Below are 19,715 nucleotides of genomic sequence, written 5' to 3'. Positions count from 1 at the left end.
CCTCAATCCGCCACGGAGACTTCGGGCGAACCCCCATTCATGCTGGTCAAGCGCCCAAATCCGGGAGCGCGACGGCAAATGCGCAGAGCATGCCGAAAATTCGCCAACCGCTTGGTGCGCGGCACCATCACAGGCAATATGCTGTTCCTAACAAACCTGCCGACTGTTTCGGTGCCCGTATCCGAACTTTCCGGCCTGATAAGGCTGGAAATTCCGGACTGATTCTGATAGCAAGGGGCTATGGACCCGCACTTGCGCGACCTGCGGTATTTCGTCGCCGTCGCTGAGGAACTGCATTTCACCAACGCCGCTCAGCGGCTGCACATCGCTCAACCCACCCTGTCGCGTCAGATCCGTCAGCTGGAACGCCAGCTCGACGTGGTCCTGTTCGACCGCAACCAGCGCAGCGTCGCGCTGACCGTCGCGGGCAAGGAGCTGCTCGAAGGCGCCCGCAAGATCCTGGAGCTGTGGGAGGTCACCAACGTCTCGCTGCAGGAGGCGGGCGAGGTGCTGCGCGTCGGCATCCAATCCACGCTCGGTCGCGGTCTGCTCAGCGATCTGGAGAGCGCGAGCGGACATCGTCTCGCGCTGCACGCGGCGTCGTGGACCGATCCGTCCAGCGGGCTCGCAGGCCGTCAGGCCGACCTGGCTCTGGTCTGGCTTCCGCTGCCGGACCAGAGCCGGTACCGGTGGCAGGTGCTGCGCACCGAACCGCGCTGGGTGCTGCTGCCGGAGAACCACCCGCTGGCCGTCTCGGAGACCATCGAGTTCACCGATCTGCTCGACGAGCCGTTCGTCGCGCTGCCCACCGAAGCAGGCGCCGTGCGCGACTTCTGGCTGGGCAACGACGGACGCGGCGGCCGTCCGCCGAAGATCGGCGCCGAAGCCGCGACCGCCGAGGACAAGCTGGAAGCGGTGAGCCTCGGCCTCGGCGTGTGCCTGCTCGCGGAGAACAACGTGCCGATGTACCGCTGGCCCGGGTTGACCGCGCGTCCGGTGTCGGGACTGGCGCCGTGCGAGCTCGCCGTGGCCTGGCGGGCCGACGACAACCGGCCGACCATCCTGGAGTTCGCCGGACGGGCCGTCGAGGGCGGGTTCGCCGCGCAGCAGCAGCCGGTCAGCGTCTGAACCGGCCCGGCCGGGCCTCGGGGGCGGTGCGCTGCCAGGGGCGGCGGGTCTCCAATTGCGCCGACAGCCGGAGCAGAGTGGATTCGCTGCCGGGTGGTCCCGCGAGTTGAGCCGCGACCGGCGTACCCGATCCGGGATGCATGCCCATGGGGATGGAGACGGCGGGCCAGCCGACCAGATTCCACAGCGGAGTGAAGGGGGCGAACCGCGCGCTGGTGAGCAGAGTGGCGGGGCGGTCGCGGAAGTGCCAGGCCCGCGCCGGCGGCGGCGGGGCGGCGAGCGTGGGTGTGATCACCACGTCGTAGTGCTCGAAGAACTCCAGTAGTCGCGCCTCCACCCGGTCGATCTGGGCGGGACGCGCGAGCCGTAACCGATGCACGGTCCGGCCCAGAGCCAGGCGCTGCCGGACTGTCCGCGATAGTCGGTCGGGCTCTGGCAGTGCTCGAGCGTCGCGGGCACCGAGGGCCAGCCAGCGCAGCGAGGCCGCGAGCAGCGCGTTTCCGTACGGTAGCGCGGTCGGTCGCACCGAATGCCCCACCGCCGCGGCCACCGAGGCCGCCGTGCGGGCCGCCGCCGTCCAGTGCCGGTCGACGCGCAGCAGGCTGGAAGGTGGATCCACCGCCAGCCCGATGCGTAGTCGGCCGGGTGGATCCACCTCGGCTAGGCCCGGTCGCGCCGCCAGGACCGACAGCGCCAGCGCGGCATCGTCCACGCTCGTCGCCAGGACACCGTTTTCGACCAGACTCGACCACGGGCCCGTCCCGGGGACCGTGTACTGCCCCGGCTTGATCCCGAAGACACCGCAGCACGCGGCTGCCACCCGCACCGCCCCCAAACCGTCGCAGCCGTGCGCCACCGGAACCAGCCCGGCCGCGACCGCCGCGCCGGCCGCGCTTCCGGCGTTGCGCGCGGGATTCCACGGATTGCGGATGACGCGCTCGGCGCCCGCGCTGGTCACCCATCGACTCAGCTCCGGGGCCGCGACGAGGCCCATGACCACCGCGCCCGCCGCACGCAACCTGGCCACCACCGGATCATCCGCGGCGGCCACCGGCCCCCACGGCACCGGCTCGCCCGCGAGGGGAACGCCGTGTTCGACCACGACCGGGACACCGGCCAGCGGCAGCACGTCCAGGTCGTCACGCTCCATCAGGCCGACCGATTCGACCGTCACCTGCTCGTCGCGCAGGACGCTGAAGGCGTCGAGTTTCCGGTCCGCCGCCGCGATCCGCGTCCCGGCATCCGCCGCCACTTGGCCCGGATGCAGCAGGCCGTCGCGCACGCACGCGGCGATCGTCGCGGCCGGGCCGCGTTCGAGCGCGGCCCCGGCTTCCGCGGGAAGCACGTCGGCGGCTCCCAGCGGTCGGGTGACGCCGGTCTTCGCATTCGAGAATGTCAGGGGCGGGGCGGAGTTTCCCGCCGAGATCGAGCCGTCCGCCATGATTGCGGCCTCGTCGGACATGTGCTGGTCATCCCCCGTCCGGTCGTTGTCGAAATCGGGTGATCCACTGTCGAGCCGCAAGTTATCATTTCGAATACGGCGCGGGGGATGATGGTGTTGGGTGTGGCGGAAATTTTCGGCACATCGGACAACAACCGGTGCGGATTCCGCGGTGTCCGCCGAGCCACTAGGTCCGAGCATGAGTGCGAACTCTGAGAGAAGGTCCGACCCCGACACGGGTGTTTCCACCCGGCCGAGGAGTGGCGACCTGTCGCACGCCGAATCCGAGGCGGTGTCGGCGTTCGCCGCGGCATGGGAATCCACGCGCCGCCCACCGGCGATCGCCGAATATCTGCCCGACGCCAGCACCCTGCGCCGTGAGGCGTTGCTCGAGCTGATCCGCGTCGACCTGCGCCATCGCTGGCTTCGCCGCGGAAGGAATTCGGGCGCCGCGCCCGATCCGGCCGCGCGCATGCGCCTGACCGATTACTGCGCCGAATTCTCCGAGCTCGCCTCCGACGATATTCCGGCCGGTCTGGTGTACGAGGAGTTCGTCATCCGCCGCCAGAGCGGCGAGCGAGTCGATCCGCGCGAATGCCTGCGCGAATACCCGCGGCAAGCGGCGGAACTGCGCGAGTTGTTGAACGCCGAGGAGATCGATCAGAGCACCCGCCGCGCGACCCAGGAGGATTCGACCCGGACCGTCGTCGCGGACGGTGACCCGGTTCTCGCCGACACCGCATTGAACCGAACCGCCGAGTCTGCTCGTGGTTCCGAGGTGACCAGAACGACCGCCGCCGACCTGACGGGTACGGCCACCGCCGCGCCCACGACGATCGGGACCGGGCCGGGCCGCTCCGACCCGCTCGACCGGATCGAGATCGGTCAGCGGATCGATGACTTCGATCTGCTGACCGGTCTGGGCAGCGGCGCGTTCGCCCGGGTCTTCCTCGCCCGGCAGCGCTCGCTGCAGCGACTGGTCGCGGTCAAGATCTCCTCCGACCACGGCACCGAGCCGCAGACGCTGGCCCAACTCGACCACGACTACATCGTGCGGGTTTTCGACCAGCGGCTGCTGGAGGACACCGAGGGCGCAGCGCGCCGGCTGCGGCTGCTCTACATGCAGTTCCTCCCCGGAGGCACACTGCTGGGGGTGCTGCGCTGGGTGCGCGCGACCCCGCCTGCTGAGCGCAGCGGCCGGCTCCTGCTGGACGCCGTCGACGCGGCCATGGAGGAGAAGGGCGAGATCCGTCCGACCGATTCCAGCGTGCGCGCCGAGATCGCGGCGCTGAGCTGGCCGGAGACGGTGGCCTGGCTGGGCCGCAGGCTGGCCGAGGCGCTGGACTACGCCTCATCGCACGGCGTGCTGCACCGCGACGTCAAACCGGCCAACGTCCTGCTCACCGCCGAGGGCGTGCCGAAACTCGCCGACTTCAACATCAGCTTCAGCCGCAACGTGGAGGGCACCAGCCCGGTGGCCTACTTCGGCGGCTCACTGGCCTACATGTCGCCGGAACAGCTGGAGGCCTGCCACCCCGGCTTCGGCCGCAGCGCCGCCGACCTGGACACCCGCGCCGACATCTATTCCCTCGGCGTGGTGCTGTGGGAGCTGCTCACCGGAGCGAAACCGTTCGACGACCGGACGGCCGGCGCAGGCGATCGAAGCGACGACACCACATTGGAGGCCATGCTGGAGCGACGCAGCTCGGGCGTGGACGACGTCGCGCTGTCGCGGGTTCCGGCCGACTGTCCCGCCGCCTTGTGCCGCATCCTGCTGACCTGTCTCGCTCCCGAGCGAGCCGATCGCTGGTCCAACGGCGCCATCCTGGCCAGGCAGCTGGAGATGTGCCTGGACGCGCGTGCGCGGGAGTTGGTCGACCCCGCGCCGAACAGCTGGCGGCGGCGGCTGCGGCCGTACATCGTGCCGGTGGCGCTGGTGGCGATGGCGCTGCCGAACGTGCTCGCCTCGCTGTACAACATCCAACACAACCAGCATCTGATCATCGACCGGATGACCGCGGACGCCCAGCAGACCTTCCTCATCATCACCGGCATCGTGAACGCGATCTTCTTCCCGGTCGGCATCGCGCTCGTGCTGTATCTGGCGAGATACGTGCTGATCGTGCCCCGCGGCCTGCGCAAAGGGCGACGATACGACCCCGCAACGCTACGACGTGCCAGACGCGACGCGCTGCTGATGGGCGACCGGGCGGTCGCGGTGGCCTTCTCGCTGTGGGTGCTGGCCGCACCGTGCTTCCTGATCGCGCTGCAAGTGTCCACCGGAGAGATATCGACGCGCTCGGTCGTGCACTTCTTCTCTTCGCTGGTGGTGTGCGGCGCGATCGCGGTGGCCTATCCCTTCTTCCTGCTGACCTTCTACATGGTGCGATGCGTCTACCCGCTGTTCCTCCGCCACGGTGACATCAGTCCCGAGGACGCGGTGTGGCTGCGCGGCCTGGACCGGCGCTGCAACGGCTACCTCGCGGTGGCGGCCTCGGTGCCGCTGCTCGCGGTCGCCGGAGTGACCTTCCTGCCCCCGTCCGATATCCCGTCGGTCATCGTCGCGGTCCGGCTGCTGTGCGTCGGCGGCATACTCGCCTTCGTGGGCACCTATCTGCTGTTCCGCGCGCTGGAAGCGGATCTGCGGGCGCTGGAGCGGGTGGTCGATCCGGATTCCGCCGAGACGGGCGCCGCCGATGGCCGGTCGGCCCGAGCCGCCACGACCGCCGCGGAGACCAGCACGTGAGCTTGACCCGCACCGATGCCGTCGCCCGGTTCTCCGCCGACTGGCAGCGCAGCCTCCATGGTGATCGATTGCCGCCGCAGATCCGCGACTACGTGCCCGACGGCACGCAGGTTCGCCTGGCTGTCCTGGTCGAGCTGATCCGGGTGGATCTGCGACGGCGGTGGCAGTACGGCGGGCCCGGTAAACGGATCGCCGACTATCGCGAGGAATTCCCCGAAGTGGCAACCAGCCCTGAGTTGGTCGATCTGCTGTGCGAGGAATTCCTGGCGCGCCGCGGGCGCGGACCGCTGCCGCTGGATGACTTCCTGGCCGAGTACCCGGAACTGGCCGGCGCGGTCGGCGAACGCCTCGCCGATCTCGCGGGCGACGACCAACCGGAGGCCGAGTCCAGCGAGGCCGTCGCCGCGCTGGCCGACCTCGCCCCCGGCCTGCGGATCGATGACTTCGACCTGCTCACGGACCTGGGCGCCGGGCTGCTCGGCCGCGTCTTCCTGGCCAGACAGCATTCCATGCAACGGCTGGTCGCCGTCCGGTTCTCGGCGGGGCGGGCGGGCGCGGCCCACACGATGGCCCAGCTCGATCACGCCCACATCGTGCGGGTCTTCGACCAGCGCGTGCTCAGCGCCGACGCCGCACAGGCCCTCACGGTCGGCGGTTCCGCGCACGGCCGCCACAACGCGGTGCAGGGCACGATCACCGCGCCGCACCCGGACCTCGGCACCACAACCGCTGAACCCTTCGAGCTCGACGCCACCCTCGCGGCCGTCCCACCCAGCCGGACGAGCCGCCCCGGTGACGACGAAACGATTGCGGCGCACCCACCCCGGACGACGAGCCGCCCCGGCGACGACGAAACGATTGCGGCACACCCACCCCGAACGACGAGCCGCCCCGGCGACGACGAAACCATCACGGCACACCCACCCCGAACGACGAGCCGCCCCGGCGACGACGAAACCATCACGGCACACCCACCCCGAACGACGAGCCGCCCCGGCGACGACGAAACCATCACGGCACACCCACCCCGGAGGGCGGGTCGCCCGGGTGACGACGAAACCATCACGGCACACCCACCCCGGACAGCGAGCCACCCCGGCGATGACGAGCCGCGCACCCGCGACGGCGACGGGCGCTCTCCGACCGTCACCCAGCCCTCCTCCGCAGGCGATGCGACGGACGCACCGGAATCGAAGGACGACGACACCGTGGTGGTCGGCGATCCACCCACGCTCGCTCCGATTCACCCGGGCCGCCTTCTGCTTCCCGATTCCGGACGCTCGGCCGACCTCCGCGGAGCCGCAACGGTGCCGGCCTATCCGGACGCGGCGACCGAGCGTTCGAGCGATCCGGACGCGACCGTCGCCGCCGCGCCGGACGGCACCGCGGCCGCGGCCTCGGGACCGCCCGTCGCGCCGGAATCCCGGACGGCGGTGCTCCCACGCCTGGTCTACATGCAATATCTCCCCGGCGGCACGGCGGTCGGCCTGCTCGAGCAACGCCGTCGCGGCCCCGTGACCGACGGCGGCGCTCTGTTGCTACGCGCGGTGGACACCGCCATGGAGGCCAAGGGCGAGATCCGCCCGGCGGATTCCAGCGTGCGTGCCGAGATCGCGCGGCTGGACTGGCCGGAGACCGTGGCGTGGGTGGGCAGGCGGCTGGCCGACGCGCTGGATTACGCGGCGCACCACGGCGTGCTGCACCACGACATCAAACCGGCGAACGTGCTGTTCACCGCGGAGGGTATTCCCAAACTCGCCGACTTCGCCCTCGGTGAGACGACGGGCCGCATCGCGCCGCCCGGCCCCGGCGCGACCGACGCGCTGGTCTACCGCTCCCCGGAGCAGCTGACCCGCTATCTCGTCCCCGACGCACCCGCCCCCGGCGACGCCAGCGACGTCTACTCCCTCGGAGTGCTGCTATGGGAAATGCTCACGGGCGCAACCCCGTTCGATGATCCGCCACTGGACGAGAACGGCCCGGACGCCGAGACGTACGCGCGGATGCTCGCGGTGCGCCGGGGCGGCGTCCCGGCCGCCGCGCTCGCACGCCTGCCGGAGGGCACCCCGGCCGCGCTGCGCCGCGTGCTGCTGGACTGCCTGCACGAAGACCCGCAGCGGCGCTGGCGCGGCGGCGCCGAACTCGCGGGACAACTCGACCTGTGCCTGGACAGCCGCGCGCGCGACCTGGTCGATCCCCCGCCACGCAGCCTCGCCCACCGTGCCCGCGGGTGGCTGCTCCCGGTCGCGGCGCTGTGCGTCGGCGTGCCGAACCTGCTGGCCAGCTTCTACAACATCCAGCTGAACCAGACCCTGATCATCGACCGGATGTCGGTCGCCGACCAGGAGAAGTTCGCGGCGGTCGGGTTGATCAACAACCTCATCGCGTTCCCGGTCGCCGCGCTGCTGCTGGTGTTCATGACCCGGCGTCCGCTCGCCATCTCCCATCGCCTCGGCCGTGGCGAGGGGTACTCCGCGCGCACACTCGCCCAAGCCCGCCGCGACACCTTGCTGATGGGCGACTGGGCGGTGTGGATACCGTTCGGCTTCTGGCTGGTCGCGGGCATCGTCTGGCCGCTGGGGCTGGCCTTCTCGGGCGTCGACCTGCCGCGCGGCACCTTCTTGCACTTCTTCGCCGCGCAGGTGGTGTGCGCGGCGATCGCGCTGGCCTACCCGTTCTTTCCGATCATGGTCTACTCGGTGCGAGCGATCTATCCACAGCTTCTGGTGCGCGGCGGCATCGGTCCCGACGACGAACGCCAGCTGCGCGCGCTGGCCAGGCGCGGCAGTTTCTACCTGGGTGTTGCGGCGTCGGTGCCGCTGCTCGGCGTGGCCAGCGCGACCTTCGTCGAGGCCGCCGACCTGGAGCTGGTGATCGTTCCGGTGCGTGTGCTGAGCGTGGGTGGCATCCTGGCCTTCGTGCTGACCTATCGACTGTTCCGGCTCCTGGAAGCGGATCTGCTCGCTCTGGCCAGAGCGATTCCCCAGCGGACGCGATGACCGCACCCCGCCCGCTCGGACGGCTGGTGAACCTGTCGCACGTCCACGATCCGGTCACCACGCCGCTGTATCCGGACGATCCGGAATTCCGCACCGACATCGTGGCCACGATCGCGGACGACGGCTACCTCCTGCGCTATATCCAGCAGGGCGAACACACCGGAACGCATTGGGGCGCGCCGATCCACTTCCGCGCGGACGGGCTGGCCGCCGACGAACTCGACCTCGACGACCTGCTGCTGCCCGCGGTGAAGATCGATCTGCGGCACCGCTGCGCGGGCGATCGCGACTACGCGATCACGGTCGAGGATCTGGAGCGATGGGAAGCCGAACACGGCCGGATCCCGGACGGCGCCGCGGTGATCGCCTGGACCGGATGGGACGCCAAGTGGGGCGCACCCGAGTTCATCGGCACGGGCGGATCAGCGGGCAGGCAACCGGGTTTCGCGGTGCCGACGGTGGAATGGCTGCTGGGCAGCGGCAGGCTCGGCCGCCGCGGCGCGCTCGGCATCGACACGTTCGGCCCCGACGTGGGGACCGACGAGACCTACGCGGTGTCGAAGCTGCTTTACGGCGAGCACCGGATCAGCTTGGAATGTTTGGCGAACTTGGCCGCGCTGCCCGCCACCGGGGCGTGGGTGCTGGTGGGCGGACCGCTCTACCGCGGCGGTTCCGGCGGACCCGCAACGATTTTCGGCATTCTGCCCGGCTGACGCTCAGCCGCCGTAGACCTTGGGGTTCAGGGTGCCGATGTAGGGCAGGTCGCGGTAGCGCTCCGCGTAGTCGAGACCGTAGCCGACGACGAATTCGTTCGGGATGTCGAAGCCGACGTGCGCGACCTCGACGGGCGTGCGCAGCGCGTCGGGCTTGCGCAGCAGGGTGACCACCTCGAGCGAAGCCGGGTTGCGGGTGGACAGGTTGCGCTTGAGCCACGACAGCGTGAGCCCGGAGTCGATGATGTCCTCGACGATCAGCACGTTGCGGCCCGCGATGTCCTTGTCCAGGTCCTTCATGATGCGCACCACGCCGGAGGACGAGGTCGACGACCCGTAGGACGAGACGGCCATGAACTCCATCTGGGTCGGGATCGGCAGGGCCTTGGCCAGGTCGGTCATGAAGAAGATCGCGCCCTTGAGCACGCCGACCAGCAGCAGATCGCCCTCGGGAGCGTCCGGCGGATACCGCTTGGCGATGAGTTCGGCCAGCTCCTGGGTCTTGGCGGCGATCTGGTCGGCGGTGATCAGCACCGACGCGATGTCATCCCCGTACACGTCAGCTGGATTCCCTTCCGTGGTGGTGAGCCCGTCCGGCCGGTTCGGTCTGCGTCATCGGTCCGATGCCGTCCTCGTCCAGCCGCAGTGCCAGCCTGCCATGTTCGCGCCCGGCGACCAACCTGCTACCCGCGGTACCGCCGCCGACCGCGACGCCGCCCTGCCCGCGCCAAGCCGTCACCAGTTCGTCGACTGCCTGTAAATGCTTGGTGGTCAGGGCTTTCGCCCCGTTGTCGAGCAACCATGCCCGAATTGCCCGTTTACGCAGGGCGGCGGGCGCAGTGGCAAGGGTCTCGATCAGCAGCGTGCGGCCATCACTCGCGGTGTGCCGCAGTTCGGCGGCGAGCGCGTCCAGGACCGCGCCGTCCTCCCGCAGCTGCTCGGCCGTGCGCGCCAGCGCCGGGGCCACCCCGCCGCCGAGGATCTCCTCCAACAGCGGCAACGCCTCGGTGCGCAGCCTGACCCTGGTGAACTCCGGCGCCGCGTTGTGCGGATCGTCATGCGGTGTCACGCCGAGATCGGCACACATGCGCCGGGTGGTTTCCCTGCGCACGCCGAGCAACGGCCGCCCCCACGGTTCGGCGCAGGCGGACATCCCTTGGATCGAGCGGCTGCCCGAGCCGCGCGCGAGGCCGAGCAGCACCGTTTCGGCCTGGTCGTCGAGGGTGTGCCCGAGCAGCACCGCAAGGCCGTGGCGCCCGGAGTCCAGTGCGGCGTAACGGGCCCGGCGCGCGGCGGCTTCCACACCGCCCTCGGTGCCGACCTCGACCGCGAGCACGCGCGCGGACCGGCAACCGAGGGCGAGGGCCTGTGCCGCGGCCTCGGCCGCGACGGCGCCGGAACCGGGTTGCAGGCGATGGTCCACCACCAGAGCGTCCACCGCGTCCGTCTCGACCACCGCCGCCGCGGTGAGCGCCAGCGAATCCGCGCCGCCGGACAACGCCACCGCGACGGCTCGCTCGTCGGACTCGCGCGGCCCGAACCTGCTCAGCCAATCCCGGACCGCCCTGCGGACGGCGAGCACGGCAGCGGTCTCGGGTAATCGCCGGACGGTTCCAGACGGCCGCCCGGAACCGGATGGCCCGCTCTCCGACCCGAAGCGCCCGGGTGTCGTTCCTGGCGCACGCCCCATGGGCGCAGCCTACCGGCCTGCCGCGCGCGGCGAGTCGCCGCCGGCCGGGCACCGGCGCGCTCGCTCAGGCCAGCACGCGCTCGATCCAGCGCTGCGGATGCTCGATCTCATCGGTGCGCGGCAGCGTGTCGGCCTCGGTCCACACCGTGTTGAACCGGGTCATCCCGACGGCGCCGACCACCTCGTCGACGAACTTCTTGCCGCGCACGTACTGGGCGACCTTCGCGTCCACGCCGAGCAGGGCGCGCAGCAGCCGCTGCACCGGGTTGGCCGGACGCCTGCGCCGCTGGTCGAACGCGCTGCGGATCTGCTCCACCGACGGGACAACCGCGGGGCCGACCGCGTCCATGACGTGATCGGCGTGCCCTTCCAGCAGGGTGCCGAGCATCAGCAGCCGGTCGAGCGCCGCACGCTGCGGCGGAGCCTGAGTGGCGCGCAGCAGGCCGACGACGCCGCGTGCGGCCGGGTCATCGGGAGCGCCGCCGCGACGACGGTCGCGCACCTCTTCCACCAGCCGGGACAGCATCTCGCTCATCGGCTCGTCACCGACCTCGCCGAGCACCTCGACGTTCGCGCGCATGTATTCGCCGAGCCAGGGCGCGGAAGAGAACTGCACCCTATGGGTGACCTCGTGCAGGCACACCCACAACCGGAAATCGCTCGGCGACACCCCGAGCGCACGCTCGACCGCCACGATGTTCGGCGCGACCAGCAGCAAGGTGCCATCCGCGCCCGTGAACGGGTCGTATTGGCCGAGGATCGCGGTGGACAGGAAGGCGAGCATGGCGCCCGCCTGCACCCCGGCGGGTTTGCCCGCGAGGAACTTGCGGTCGGCCTGCGCCTCGCCCGCACCGGTGAGCTGGGCCATCGAGTCGGCGGCGGCCGTGATCCACCCCGGCCGGTCGACGATCCTGGCCGCCGGGACCGGCCGGTCGTCCAGCAACCCGCTGACCTCGCGCACCGGCGCCTCGGCCCGCACGGAGGAATCGGCGAGTTCGGCGACCACCTGCTCGGCCGAGTACCGCGACGTGCGCGGACCCGCGGGCACCAGAGCGGAGCCGGTCCGCGCGGCCAGGCGCCAATCGACCACGCCCGACAGGCCCGAGCGGAGCTTGCGCCGCTCGACCGTATCGGCGGAGCCGAGTCCGGCTGTCTCGGAACCTTGCTGGGTCATGATCAACCACCCGTCACGAGCATCCACAGTTTCGCAGCGTGCCTGCGATCGCGTCCAACGCGGGCCTGCTCACCTCCGGCGGTCGATCGTTCGACATCAGCGCGAAGGTCAGCACCCGCCCATCGGCGTCCAGCACATATCCGACCAACGCGCTGGAGACCGACAGAGTTCCGGTCTTGGCTCGCACCCAGCCCGCGGCCTGACGGTCCCGGGTGACGTAGCGGCTGGTCAGCGAGCCCGTCGCGCCCGCGACCGGCAGGTCGTCCAGCATCGGCGCCAAAGTGGCCGCCAGCCGGTCGTTCTCCGGCTTCGCCTTTGCGCCCGTCTGCTGCACCGCCGTGGCGGCGGTGGGTCCGGCCGCGGTCGCGACCACCCGGTCGAGCAAACGCGCGGGAATCCGGTCGTCCACCGAAAGCCCGCTGCTGTCGTGCATATCCAGGCCGGACAGATCGAAACCGGCCTTGCTCAGCGCCGTGCGCACCGCGGTGACCCCGCCGCTGAACGAGGCCTCGCCGCCGGTGGCCGTCGCGATCTCCCGTCCGATCGCCTCGGCCAGCACGTTGTCGGAGTGGACCATCATGTCGCGCAGCCGGTCGCGCAGCGGCGCCGAACGCACGGAGGCGACCTCGGCCGCGCCCGCAGGCGCGACGCCCGCCTTGACCCGCGCCGGGTCGAGGCCGAGTTCGGTGGCCAGCCGCCGTCCCGCGTCCAGGGCTGGCGTCGCGGTGCGCGGCGAGTACTCGACGAGCGGTTGCAACCGGCCGCCGTCGATCATCACCGGCTCGATCGGGGCGATGGAACCCTCGGGGATATCGATCGGGTCCCAGCCCTGCGCCATGGCCGGGCCGGCGTAGGCGGAGAGGTCGACGACGATCGTGTCCACCGCGCGGCCCGCGGCCTTGATCTGAGTGACCAGCTCGGACAGCCGCGGTCCGTTCGGGTAGTAGCCCTTGCCGTCCGGCTGCGCGGTGAGCGTCGGATCGCCGCCGCCGACCAGCACCAGTTCGTTCGGCGCCGCGCCGGCGACCACCTTCGTGGTCACCCGGTGCTCGGCGGGCAGCGTGAGCAGGGCCGCCGCGGTGGTGAGGATCTTCGCGGTGGACGAGGGGATCATCGGCCGGTTCGCGTCGCCGCTCCACAGCACCGTCCCGCTGTCGGCATCGGTCACCTGACCCGCGAACGCGCCGAGGTCCGGATTGGCGATCACCGGAGCCAGCGCGGCGGCGACCCCGGCGGGACTCGGCGCGGAACCGGCGGGCCGCGCCGGGCCGACCTGCGGGGACGGCTCGACCGGCGCGGGCGGGGCGGCGATGGTCAGGCCACCGTGGCGGAACTCGTCGGTCCACGGACGCACCGCCAGCAGTGTCACCGCGGCGGCCACGGCCAGCACGACCAGCACGGCAGAGATCAACAGCCATCTGTTGCGGCGCCGCCGGGCGGCCAGCCCACCGATGTTCTCGTTCCCACCAAACACGTCGCCGCCGCTCTCCTGACCGATTCCCGCAGCAGCCGCCTGCCGCACCCATGTCCCCGCCGACCACACTATCCTCGTTGCGCAACCGTTCCCCTGAACAACCTGGCGAGTCGGCGCACTCCGCAGCGGCCGAGTCGGCAGTCGCCGAAAAGAAGCCGAGTCGTCCGTACTCGGCACCGATGCACGAAGGAGATGGCGTGGAGTTCGACGTCACCATCGAGATCCCCAAGGGTTCCCGGAACAAGTACGAGGTCGATCACGAGACCGGCCGGGTCCGGCTCGACCGGTTCCTGTACACGTCCATGGTCTATCCCGCCGACTACGGCTACATCGAGAACACCCTCGGCGAGGACGGCGACCCGCTGGACGCGCTGGTCCTGCTGCCCGATTCGGTGTTCCCCGGCGTGATCGTCGAGGCTCGGCCGGTCGCCATGTACAAGATGACCGACGAGGCCGGCGGCGACGACAAGATCCTGTGCGTGCCCGCGGGTGATCCGCGCTGGGATCACATCCAGGATCTGAAGGACGTCCCCGAGTTCGAACTGGCCGCGATCAAGCACTTCTTCGAGCGCTACAAGGATCTGGAGCCGGGCAAGTACGTCAAGGGCTCGGAGTGGGTCGGGCGGGCCGAGGCCGAGGCCGAGGTGGAGGCGTCCATCCAGCGGCTGAAGGACCAGGGCGGGCACTGAAGCCCTTCGGGCACAACGAAAGCGGGGAGTCCGGTGGGTACCGGCTCCCCGCTCTGCCGTCCGGCGTCACGAAAAGCGAAAAGGGACATCCGGATTCCGGATGCCCCTTCTCTGTGACAGGTGGCTCAGTAGTAGATGTACAGGTCGTAGCCGTCCCAGGTCTCGATGCACTCCCAGTAGTAGCCGCCGGTGCTCGGCGACTCGCCGTCGGCCCGGCACGCGCTCAGCGTGGCGTACGTTCCGACGTAGGTGCCGCCGTAGGCGACCTCCTGGTAAACCGGTGCGGCCGAGGCCGATGCGGCCGTCGACACCCCGGCGACGGCGGCGGTGGCCAGCAGACCAGCGGCGAAGAAGGACTTGATACGCATTGTTCTTGCTCCTGAATGCGAGATGAAATTTTCGACGCCTCAAACGATATGGGCGATCGGCACCTCGCACAGCCACCCCTAGGGTGAGGGCAACGCAACCCTGAGGCGAATCACCTTGCCCACCCTTGATACCCACCCTTGGGGTCCGGTCCGGCGCGCCCGCCCGGGGTGCGAGCGCGCCGCCGGCGTCACTGGCCGCGGAATTCGGGCGCGCGCTTCTCGAAGACGGCCTTCACCGCCTCGGTGAGGTCCTCCGACGGCAGGAACGCGGCGTTCCACGCGGAGACGTAACGCAGGCCTGCGGCGATCTCGTCCTTGCGCCGCTGCTCGAGCACGTCTTTGACGCCCTGCACCACCAGCGGCGGGTTGGCGGCGATCTCGCGCGCGGTGGCGTGCGCCGCGTCCAGCACCGCATCTTGGTCCGGGAAGACGTCGTTGACCAGGCCGATCTTCTCCGCGCGCGCGGCGTCGATGTCCTTTGCGGTGTAGGCGAGTTCGCGCAGGTGGCCCTCACCGATGATGCCGGGCAGCCGCTGCAGCGAGCCGACGTCGGCGACGATCGCGACCTTCGCCTCCCGCAGACTGAACTTCGCCTCCGCACTGGCATAGCGGATGTCGGCCGCCGCGATGAGGTCCAGCCCACCGCCGATGCACCAGCCGGACACCGCCGCGATCACCGGCTTGCGGCAGTCGGCCACGGCCGTGATCGCGGCCTGCAACCTGCGCACGTCGACGAGGAAGTCGGTGCGCGGCGCGGCCAGCGCGCGATCGGCCAGCAACGGGCCGAACGTGCCGCTCATGGCGGGCAGGTCCAGACCGTAGGAGAAGTGTTTGCCGGAGCCGGTCAGCACGATCGCGCGCACGTCCGGATCGGCGTCGAGCGCACGGAACACCTCCGGCAGCTCGCGCCAGAAGTCGGGACCCATCGCGTTGCCCTTGCCGGGCCCGATCAACGTCACCTGCGCGACGTGATCCTTGGTTTCGACGGTGAAAGCCTGCCAATCTGTCATTTGTACAGCGTATCGAGACAAATCCGGACCCGTGTCCCGACCCGGTGCCGCACGACTCGGAAAGCGGAACTCGGCGCGTGTAAAGCCTGTGCAAATTCGCGATGGTGTACTGGGTGCCGGGGGCGAGAACAGCGGATCATGAGCAGGTCAGCAAACCTCATTCACCGGCTTCGGAGGACATCGTGCTGATGCATCGCGGGATCGGTCTCGACCGCTTCAACGAACTGCCCCGCGGCCGCGCGGTGCACGCGCTGTACGAGTGCTGCTGCAACGTCACGTGGGCGGCGACACTGGCCGACGCCCGTCCCTATCCCGATCGCAACGCGTTGCTGAACAAAGCCGATGTCGAACTGCTCGCGCTCTCGCAGCAGGATGTCGACCGCGCCTTCGAAGGAGTTGCCCACGAGCCGGTCTCGGCGCGCGACGTGACCGAGCTGGCGCGGATCACCCGCGTGCGGATCGCCCGGATGCTCGGCCCGGCCGAGGGCTACCCGGAATACTGAGCCGACAGCGCGACTCGCCCGGCGTCTCGCCCGCTATCGCTCTACCCTGGTGGGATGCGCAGGTCGTCATTGCCACCGGTCGCCTGCCGGGTCGCCGACACCCTCATCTCCCGTGGCCATCACGGTCTCATCGTCGCCCAGCCGGAGCCGACCCACACCGCCGCCGACGCCGCGCGGGCACTGGGCGTCGACGTGGGGGCGATCACGAAGTCACTGGTGTTCCTGCTCGACGACGATCCGGTGCTGCTGCTGGTCTCGGGGGCGCACCAGGTCGATCTGGCGAAGACCGGCGCGCGCCTGGAAGGAACGCTGACCCGCGCCCCCGCGAGCATGGTGCGCGAGGTGACCGGCCAGCCCATCGGCGGGGTCGCACCGGTCGGCCATCCGACCAACCTGCCCACCTGGGTGGACAACGCGCTGGCCCACCATCGCGAGCTGTGGGCCGCGGGCGGGCATCCGAACACCGTCTTCCGCACGTCGTTCCCGGAATTGCTGCGCATCACCGCGGGGCTGCCGATCGACGTCGACTGACCGGTGCGAGCGTCCCGAAAAGCGCGGGTCGCGCGGCCGGGGCAGCACAGTCATCGGCCGGATGCGACATATGCCACCGCCGTCGGCCGGGAAACCGGGCGTAGTTTCGTGGTGTGACCGACGCACCACAGCCGGAAACGGAACTACGGGTTCCGGACGATCTGAGCGGCATCACCGCGGAGCAATATCGCGCGTCCATGCGCCACTATCCGGCCGGCGTCACGGTCGTCACGCTGCAATCGCCGCAGGGACCGGTCGGCTTCACCGCGACTTCGTTCGCCTCGCTGTCGCTGGACCCGCCCCTGGTCTCGTTCAACATCGCGCACACCTCATCCAGCCTGTCCGGGATGCTGGACGCCGAGTCCGTCGTCATCCATTTCCTCGGCGAACACCAGCAGCACTTGGCCCAGCGGTTCTCCCGCACCGCGCAGGAACGCTTCACCGACCGATCCCTGTGGACCGCCCTCGACACCGGCGAACCGGTCCTGCACGGCACCCCCATCTGGCTGCGCGCCACGGTGCACCAACTGATCCCCATCGGCGACCACACCTTCGTCGTCGGGTTGGTCACCCGAGTCCACGACAACACCGACGAGAAGCCGTCCGCCGCGCCCCTGCTGTACTACAACGGGCGCTACTACCGGCCGACCCCCCTCGGCGACTGACCCGGAGTTCCGCTACGCCACTCTCGGTCGCACCTGCACCACCAGCTCGGCGTCAAGCGCACGGGCCAGCCGCTCCAGCACAGGAAGGCTGGGCACCGTTCCACCAGCCTCGAACCGGGCGACCGCGGACTGAGTCATACCTGCGGCGTCGGCCAGTCCGGTCTGGCTCCAGCCTCGTTCCTCGCGCATCCGCCGAATTGTCCGCCCCAGTTCATAAGCCAACCGAGCCGCCTCATATGCTTCCGCGGCGCCGCGTTCCTTCATCCGGCGGTTCCTGATTTCCGCCCAATCGCCACGCTCAGCCATTGATCTCATCCTCCTCGGCCGTATGCCGCTCCGCGATGCAGCGGTCGAGCGCTCGTCGCGCTCGCTCGACCTCGGCATGCTCCCGCATCCTCGTCTTGACGAACACGGTCAGCATCACGATCCGACGCCCAGGCGCAATCCAGTAGGTGAGCCGGACCGCGAAACTGTCCAAAAAGAACCGCAGTTCCCGCAGCTTACCGTCTAGCTGCCGGGTATACGGCTCGCCGAGCAGCGGTCCCTTGTCTTCGAGCAAATCGATGTAGAACGCCCCCCGGGCGAATGCGACCGTGGGGAGCCTTTCCACCCAATCGCGTATCTCCGGTTCCAACTCCACGATACCCCAACCCATAGCATGAATGCTATAACGTGTGGCAGCTGAAGCGCCCTTTTCGACGAAACGACGGACAAGCGCGGCTTCAGCCGACGAGGCAGGGGGCCGCGCCGGTGGGGGCGGTCGAGCTGAACGGGCGGGTTTCGGGGGTGGGGTTCCACACGCCGTTCTCGGCGGTGTAGTTCCAGGCAGGGCCGGTTTCGACCAAGGTGGCGATCGCATCGATCAGACGGTCCACATCGGTCGAAGTGGTGCCGAGGCCGATGCTGGCGCGCAGCGCGCCGTCCAAGCCGAGCCTGGTGAGCAGCGGGTGGGCGCAGAAGCGTCCGTCGCGTACGCCGATACCGTGTTCGGCGGAGAGATACGCGGCGACCTGGCCGGGGACGAAATCGTCCAGGGTGAAGGCGACGATGCCGACGGAGTCGGGACTGTCGGCCCAGATGCGCAACAGCTGGACGCCGGGAATGGCGGCCAAGCCGTCGCGGAGACGGTCGGCGAGCCGGTGTTCATGCGCGGCAAGGGCTTCGGCTTCGATGGCACAGAGCGCGTCACAGGCGGCGGCCAGCGCGGCGGCGCCGAGCACGTTCGGCGAGCCGGCTTCGTGCCGCTGCGGAGCGGGCGCCCACTCGGCCGAATCGGCGCTCACCTCGCGCACCGCGCCGCCGCCCGCGAGGTAGGGCCGGGCCGCGTCGAGCCAATCCCGCCTGCCCACCAGCACACCCGCGCCGAACGGCGCGTAGAGCTTGTGCCCGGAGAAAGCCACGTAGTCTATCCCGCGGGCGCGCAGGCTGATTCGCCGATGCGGAGCCAACTGCGCCGCGTCCACCAGGATCCGGGCGCCGCACTGATGCGCGACGGTGGCCAGCCGCTCCAGCGGCAGCACCTCCCCGGTCACGTTCGACGCGCCGGTCACCGCGAGCAATGCGGCGGGCCTGCTGCACAGTTCGGCCACCAGCCTGCCGATGGTCTCCTCGACCGTGTCGGCCGCCCGCACGACGCGCCTGCCCCGCCTGGTCCAGGGCAGGAAATTGGCGTGGTGCTCGATGTCGAGCACCACCGTGTCGCCGGGGACGCAGGACGCGAGCAGGTTCAGCGAATCGGTGGTGTTGCGGGTGAACACCACCACCTGGTCGTCGGCGGCGTCGAGGAACCGGGCGACCGACCCGCGGGCGGCCTCGTAGCACTCGGTGGAGATCCGCGAGGCGTAGCCTGCGCCGCGGTGCACGCTCGCGTAGTACGGCAGCAGTTGCTGCACCCGGTCGGTGACCTGGGTCAAGGCCGGCGCGCTCGCCGCGTAGTCGAAGTTGGCGTAGGTGGCCGTCCCGCCTTGCACGAGCGGCACACGCAGTTCGTCGCCGGAGACCCGGGCGAGAGCGGCACAGGTGTTGTCGACAGTCGTAGTCATCACGTGAAATCCCGTCGGCTCAGGGACCCGCAATCGAATGATTCGTCGAGTCCGCGCTTGCCGCGCCCGGTCGGGCGGCGGCCGGGTCGTCACCCGGAGCACCCCACCGCGGAGGAGGGTTGCCGGCCAGCAAGCCGGGGCTTCGCGCTGGCACTCATGACCTGACCCGAGGGTGGCAGAAGCGCCCCGGCGCTGTCAACCACGCTCGACCCCGAGTCCTCACGAGCACCGCGTGGAGATAACCACCGCACGCGAGCCATTACAAGCACCCCCACGACAACACGCGAGCCGTGTCCGCCTCGGGTTTCCGCACGTCGCTCGGCAACTGACGCAGGCCACCGGCGGCAGCATCCCGAGGCGGTTCGCTCAGCGGTTACCGGCAAGCCTGGAGCGGGCCGGCGCGAGTCGAATGCGAATGCCGTTCCGCACCGGCCGCGCCCCTCCACGGCCCGGCCGGAGCCGAGCATAGGCCCTTGGTATTCATCGCGGCCTCCGCTTTCGATGAGCGGAATCACATCCCCGAAACAGCGATCTTCCGGCGA

General features: G+C 70.2%; 18 protein-coding genes and 1 riboswitch. Of the genes, 8 read left to right on the top strand and 10 right to left on the bottom strand.

Features of this window, described 5'->3' with window-relative positions:
• Nucleotides 1-240: 240 nt before the first annotated feature.
• A complete protein-coding gene (locus U3653_RS28660; protein WP_195078008.1) occupies nucleotides 241-1,128 on the top strand; it encodes a LysR family transcriptional regulator in 888 nt (295 codons plus the stop codon).
• On the opposite strand, the gene U3653_RS28655 is transcribed toward U3653_RS28660, so the two are convergent.
• Entirely contained in the window at nucleotides 1,118-2,590 is a 1,473-nt protein-coding gene (locus U3653_RS28655; protein WP_195078007.1) for an amidase family protein, read from the bottom strand. The genes U3653_RS28660 and U3653_RS28655 overlap by 11 nt on opposite strands.
• 178 nt (nucleotides 2,591-2,768) lie before the next feature.
• Here U3653_RS28655 and U3653_RS28650 point away from each other — a divergent pair, with 178 nt between their 5' ends.
• The 3 genes from U3653_RS28650 to U3653_RS28640 are packed head-to-tail and all read left to right on the top strand — an operon-like array spanning nucleotide 2,769 to nucleotide 9,027.
• Nucleotides 2,769-5,315 carry a serine/threonine-protein kinase gene (locus U3653_RS28650; RefSeq protein WP_195078006.1) on the top strand — a complete coding sequence of 849 codons (2,547 nt, stop codon included), beginning with the start codon at nucleotides 2,769-2,771 and terminating at the stop codon, nucleotides 5,313-5,315.
• Nucleotides 5,312-8,314, top strand: a complete 3,003-nt coding sequence (locus U3653_RS28645; RefSeq protein ID WP_195078005.1) for a serine/threonine-protein kinase — start codon at nucleotides 5,312-5,314, stop codon at nucleotides 8,312-8,314. The genes U3653_RS28650 and U3653_RS28645 overlap by 4 nt, the downstream gene beginning before the upstream one ends.
• Nucleotides 8,311-9,027, top strand: a complete 717-nt coding sequence (locus tag U3653_RS28640) for a cyclase family protein (RefSeq protein WP_195078004.1) — start codon at nucleotides 8,311-8,313, stop codon at nucleotides 9,025-9,027. Before U3653_RS28645 ends, U3653_RS28640 begins: the two co-directional genes overlap by 4 nt.
• 3 nt (nucleotides 9,028-9,030) lie before the next feature.
• Here U3653_RS28640 and hpt read toward each other — a convergent pair whose 3' ends face one another.
• The 4 genes from hpt to dacB form a co-directional block, all read right to left on the bottom strand.
• Entirely contained in the window at nucleotides 9,031-9,585 is a 555-nt protein-coding gene (gene hpt / locus U3653_RS28635) for a hypoxanthine phosphoribosyltransferase (protein ID WP_195078003.1), read from the bottom strand.
• Nucleotide 9,586: 1 nt separating this feature from the next.
• On the bottom strand, nucleotides 9,587-10,609 hold the full coding sequence (gene tilS / locus U3653_RS28630) for a tRNA lysidine(34) synthetase TilS (RefSeq protein WP_323124573.1): 1,023 nt from the start codon (nucleotides 10,607-10,609) through the stop codon (nucleotides 9,587-9,589).
• A 172-nt stretch (nucleotides 10,610-10,781) separates the two neighbouring features.
• Complete coding sequence (locus U3653_RS28625) at nucleotides 10,782-11,891, bottom strand: zinc-dependent metalloprotease (protein WP_195078001.1); 1,110 nt, start codon at nucleotides 11,889-11,891, stop codon at nucleotides 10,782-10,784.
• 13 nt (nucleotides 11,892-11,904) lie between these two features.
• The gene (gene dacB, locus U3653_RS28620; protein ID WP_195078390.1) at nucleotides 11,905-13,344 is read right to left on the bottom strand and encodes a D-alanyl-D-alanine carboxypeptidase/D-alanyl-D-alanine endopeptidase; all 1,440 of its coding nucleotides are present in this window, start codon (nucleotides 13,342-13,344) and stop codon (nucleotides 11,905-11,907) included.
• A 218-nt stretch (nucleotides 13,345-13,562) separates the two neighbouring features.
• Here dacB and U3653_RS28615 point away from each other — a divergent pair, with 218 nt between their 5' ends.
• Nucleotides 13,563-14,054, top strand: coding sequence for an inorganic diphosphatase (locus U3653_RS28615; protein WP_195078000.1), 492 nt, complete (start codon nucleotides 13,563-13,565; stop codon nucleotides 14,052-14,054).
• A gap of 125 nt (nucleotides 14,055-14,179) precedes the next feature.
• Here the strand turns inward: U3653_RS28615 and U3653_RS28610 are convergent, their stop codons facing one another.
• Both U3653_RS28610 and U3653_RS28605 read right to left on the bottom strand, forming a co-directional pair.
• Nucleotides 14,180-14,422, bottom strand: coding sequence for a hypothetical protein (locus tag U3653_RS28610; RefSeq protein ID WP_067794586.1), 243 nt, complete (start codon nucleotides 14,420-14,422; stop codon nucleotides 14,180-14,182).
• 188 nt (nucleotides 14,423-14,610) lie between these two features.
• Nucleotides 14,611-15,432, bottom strand: a complete 822-nt coding sequence (locus U3653_RS28605) for a crotonase/enoyl-CoA hydratase family protein (protein ID WP_195077999.1) — start codon at nucleotides 15,430-15,432, stop codon at nucleotides 14,611-14,613.
• A gap of 188 nt (nucleotides 15,433-15,620) precedes the next feature.
• On the opposite strand from U3653_RS28605, the gene U3653_RS28600 reads away from it, so the two are divergent.
• The 3 genes from U3653_RS28600 (at nucleotide 15,621) to U3653_RS28590 (ending at nucleotide 17,131) form a co-directional block, all read left to right on the top strand.
• On the top strand, nucleotides 15,621-15,935 hold the full coding sequence (locus tag U3653_RS28600; RefSeq protein ID WP_397071648.1) for a 2-oxo-4-hydroxy-4-carboxy-5-ureidoimidazoline decarboxylase: 315 nt from the start codon (nucleotides 15,621-15,623) through the stop codon (nucleotides 15,933-15,935).
• Between the two features lie 54 nt (nucleotides 15,936-15,989).
• Nucleotides 15,990-16,466 (top strand): YbaK/EbsC family protein, encoded by a 477-nt coding sequence (locus U3653_RS28595; protein ID WP_195077997.1) that lies wholly within the window; start codon nucleotides 15,990-15,992, stop codon nucleotides 16,464-16,466.
• Nucleotides 16,467-16,663: 197 nt separating this feature from the next.
• Nucleotides 16,664-17,131, top strand: coding sequence for a flavin reductase family protein (locus U3653_RS28590; RefSeq protein ID WP_195078389.1), 468 nt, complete (start codon nucleotides 16,664-16,666; stop codon nucleotides 17,129-17,131).
• A gap of 12 nt (nucleotides 17,132-17,143) precedes the next feature.
• On the opposite strand, the gene U3653_RS28585 is transcribed toward U3653_RS28590, so the two are convergent.
• The 3 genes from U3653_RS28585 to U3653_RS28575 all read right to left on the bottom strand — a co-directional run bounded on the left by U3653_RS28585 (nucleotide 17,144) and on the right by U3653_RS28575 (nucleotide 19,173).
• The gene (locus U3653_RS28585) at nucleotides 17,144-17,437 is read right to left on the bottom strand and encodes a helix-turn-helix domain-containing protein (protein WP_195077996.1); all 294 of its coding nucleotides are present in this window, start codon (nucleotides 17,435-17,437) and stop codon (nucleotides 17,144-17,146) included.
• Nucleotides 17,430-17,786 carry a type II toxin-antitoxin system RelE/ParE family toxin gene (locus U3653_RS28580; protein WP_195077995.1) on the bottom strand — a complete coding sequence of 119 codons (357 nt, stop codon included), beginning with the start codon at nucleotides 17,784-17,786 and terminating at the stop codon, nucleotides 17,430-17,432. Before U3653_RS28580 ends, U3653_RS28585 begins: the two co-directional genes overlap by 8 nt.
• Before the next feature lie 67 nt (nucleotides 17,787-17,853).
• Nucleotides 17,854-19,173 carry an aminotransferase class V-fold PLP-dependent enzyme gene (locus U3653_RS28575; protein WP_195077994.1) on the bottom strand — a complete coding sequence of 440 codons (1,320 nt, stop codon included), beginning with the start codon at nucleotides 19,171-19,173 and terminating at the stop codon, nucleotides 17,854-17,856.
• Between the two features lie 48 nt (nucleotides 19,174-19,221).
• Nucleotides 19,222-19,335: riboswitch (SAM riboswitch) on the bottom strand.
• Nucleotides 19,336-19,715: the final 380 nt, after the last annotated feature.

The organism is Nocardia implantans (assembly GCF_035544775.1).
GTDB lineage: Bacteria > Actinomycetota > Actinomycetes > Mycobacteriales > Mycobacteriaceae > Nocardia > Nocardia implantans.
This window is presented reverse-complemented; position numbering and strand designations above follow the sequence as displayed.

Excerpts from the sequence above, each read along its gene's own strand:
- U3653_RS28575 (WP_195077994.1), bottom strand. The coding sequence starts at position 19,173 with ATGACTACGACTGTCGACAACACCTGTGCCGCTCTCGCCCGGGTCTCC.
- U3653_RS28655 (WP_195078007.1), bottom strand. The coding sequence starts at position 2,590 with ATGTCCGACGAGGCCGCAATCATGGCGGACGGCTCGATCTCGGCGGGA.
- U3653_RS28610 (WP_067794586.1), bottom strand. The coding sequence starts at position 14,422 with ATGCGTATCAAGTCCTTCTTCGCCGCTGGTCTGCTGGCCACCGCCGCC.
- U3653_RS28595 (WP_195077997.1), top strand. The coding sequence starts at position 15,990 with ATGCGCAGGTCGTCATTGCCACCGGTCGCCTGCCGGGTCGCCGACACC.
- U3653_RS28660 (WP_195078008.1), top strand. The coding sequence starts at position 241 with ATGGACCCGCACTTGCGCGACCTGCGGTATTTCGTCGCCGTCGCTGAG.
- U3653_RS28590 (WP_195078389.1), top strand. The coding sequence starts at position 16,664 with ATGCGCCACTATCCGGCCGGCGTCACGGTCGTCACGCTGCAATCGCCG.
- U3653_RS28650 (WP_195078006.1), top strand. The coding sequence starts at position 2,769 with ATGAGTGCGAACTCTGAGAGAAGGTCCGACCCCGACACGGGTGTTTCC.
- U3653_RS28640 (WP_195078004.1), top strand. The coding sequence starts at position 8,311 with ATGACCGCACCCCGCCCGCTCGGACGGCTGGTGAACCTGTCGCACGTC.
- U3653_RS28585 (WP_195077996.1), bottom strand. The coding sequence starts at position 17,437 with ATGGCTGAGCGTGGCGATTGGGCGGAAATCAGGAACCGCCGGATGAAG.
- U3653_RS28625 (WP_195078001.1), bottom strand. The coding sequence starts at position 11,891 with ATGACCCAGCAAGGTTCCGAGACAGCCGGACTCGGCTCCGCCGATACG.
- U3653_RS28580 (WP_195077995.1), bottom strand. The coding sequence starts at position 17,786 with ATGGGTTGGGGTATCGTGGAGTTGGAACCGGAGATACGCGATTGGGTG.
- U3653_RS28600 (WP_397071648.1), top strand. The coding sequence starts at position 15,621 with ATGCATCGCGGGATCGGTCTCGACCGCTTCAACGAACTGCCCCGCGGC.
- U3653_RS28605 (WP_195077999.1), bottom strand. The coding sequence starts at position 15,432 with ATGACAGATTGGCAGGCTTTCACCGTCGAAACCAAGGATCACGTCGCG.